At 69.1% G+C, this 2,332-nt stretch carries 1 protein-coding gene; it reads right to left on the bottom strand.

Annotated features, from left to right (window positions below; translation table 11 throughout):
* Positions 1 to 134 precede the first annotated feature (134 nt).
* On the bottom strand, positions 135 to 2,332 hold a 2,198-nt coding region (locus P2L57_RS39715), incomplete at its 5' end, for a type I polyketide synthase (protein WP_275823444.1).

Raw genomic sequence — 2,332 nt, 5'->3', positions numbered from 1 at the left:
GCCCGGGACGGCCGCCCGGTTCGAAGAACAGACACCGCGCCAAGCGCCACGACGTCGGCAAGACCGTCAAACGCGCCGAGACCATCAAGGAACACCAAGCCCGCCGAGGATAAACGTCAAGCTGAGACACGCTCCTAGCCGGCCTGGCCGGTCACACCCGCCAGCCATGCACGTACGGCTGCCGCGGTGGACGCGACGAACTGCCGGTCCATGATGCTGAAGTGGTCGCCCGGCACGTCGACGACCGTTGCGGCCGCGAGCGTTGTCTGCCAGCCGACACCGTCCTCCGCCACCAGGGGCTGGGCGGCACGGACCAGATACGACGGCACGGCGAGTCCTTGCGGCTCCCAGTCGAGCAGCAGCTGCTGGCAGATCCAGGCTGAGGCAGTGATCTCCTCGAGCCGGAACCCCTCGTCGGCCTGCCGCCGGTCGAGCGAACGCGCGCGCTCCAGGCCGACCCGGGCCATCTCGTTCTTCCACCGCTTCAGGACCGGGCTGTTCATCGGGTACGAGTCGAGCAGCACCACACCCGACGGGTCGTCGCCCCGCCGGTGCAGCTCCCGCGCGATCTCGTAGGCGAGCACGCCACCGGAGGACAGACCGGCGAGGGCGAAGCCGGAGTCACCGATGTACTCCTGCACCGCATCGGCCAGCGTCGTAATCAGAACCTCCCTGGTCCCTGGCAGCGGGGAGTCCGCTGCGAACCCTGGTGCCACCAGAGCGGAGACCTTCCAGTCGGCGGCCAGTTCGGCCGCGAACCGGGTGTAGGTCTGCGGGCCGTTCAACGCCAGCGGCGGGCAAATGCAAACGAGGTGCGGGCCCGTGTTCCCGGCGGACAGCAGCACCGGAACCGGCCGTCGCTTCAGGTGCGTGGGATTGTCGTACCGGGGACGCAGTTTCGCGGCGCTGAGCGCGAACTCGTCACCGAGATCGGCGTGGCCGCTCTCCAGCGCTTTGAGGTAGAGGTCCTGCATCGGGTCCTTCGGCGCCGGGTCCACAGGCTCGGCGGCGGCCGGCCCAGCATCGCCGAACCTCACGCTGAGGAAACCGGCCAGGCTGGTCGCGTCCGGGTAGTCGAAGACGAGCGTCGCCGGGAGAGTCATTCCGGTGACCGCCTGCAGGCGGTTCCGCAGGTCGACCGCGGTCAGCGAGTCGAACCCGAGCTCACGGAATTCCTTCGTGGTGTCCACCCGGTCGCTCGGCGCGTGACCGAGCACGAGGTCGACGTGATCGGTGACGAGCGTAAGCAGGTACTCGTACCGGGCCTGGGGCCCCGGCAGGGCGGCCAGGCGACGTGCGAGGTCGTCGGGGGTGTGCTGGTGGTCGCCTGCGGTGCGGCGGGTGGGTTGGCCGGCCAGGGTGCGCCACAGCGGGGGCAGGTCCGGCCGGGTGCGCAGGGCGGCCAGGTCCAGGCGGGTCAGCGCGATGACCGGCTGCCCGGCACCCAGGGCCTGGTCGAACATCTGCAGACCCTGCTCGACCGTGAACGGCGCAGTACCGGACTGAGTGATCCGCCGCATCTCGGTGTCCGACAACGCACTGGTCAAACCCGCCTCCGGTGCCCAAGGCCCCCAGACCAACGACACCGCGGGCAGCCCCGCCCGCCACCGCTGCTGCATCAACGCATCCAAGAACACGTTCGCCGCCGCATAATTGCCCTGCCCAGGACTTCCGATGATCCCAGCCAGGGAGGAGAACACCACGAACGCCGACAGCTCCACACCCACCGTCAACTCGTGCAGATGCCACACAGCATCAACCTTCGCAGCCATCACCCGATCCAACCGGGCCATGTCCAACGAGGTCACCACAGCGTCATCGACCACACCCGCGGCGTGAACCACCGCCGACAGAGCAACCCCGTCCAACACCTGCGCCAACGCCTGCCGGTCACTGACATCACACGCACACACCCGCACCCGGGCACCCAACTCCCCAAGCTCAGCCACCAGATCAGCCGCACCACCACGACGGCTCACCAGCAACAAATCACGCACACCATGCCCCGTCACCAAATGACGGGCCACCTCCCGGCCCAGACCACCCGTCCCACCCGTGACCAACACCGTGCCCTCACCAAAACCCACCGGCCCTGCGACCGGCGCGGCGACACGAACCAGACGCGCACCCCGCACCACCCCACCCCGAACCACCAACTGCGGCTCCGGACACACCGCCGCCCCGGCGATGAGGGAACTGTCCAGGTCGTCGGTGTCCAGCAAAGTGATCCGGCCCGGATGCTCCGCCTGCGCCGAACGCACCAGACCCCACACCGCCGCAGCCGCCACATCCCCCACCGGCTCACCCGGATCCACCGCAACAGCACCCCGGG

This window comes from Streptantibioticus ferralitis, assembly GCF_029223525.1.
Taxonomy (GTDB): domain Bacteria; phylum Actinomycetota; class Actinomycetes; order Streptomycetales; family Streptomycetaceae; genus Streptantibioticus_A; species Streptantibioticus_A ferralitis.
The sequence above is the reverse complement of the archived record's forward strand: the minus strand, read 5'-3'. Positions and strand labels throughout refer to the sequence as shown.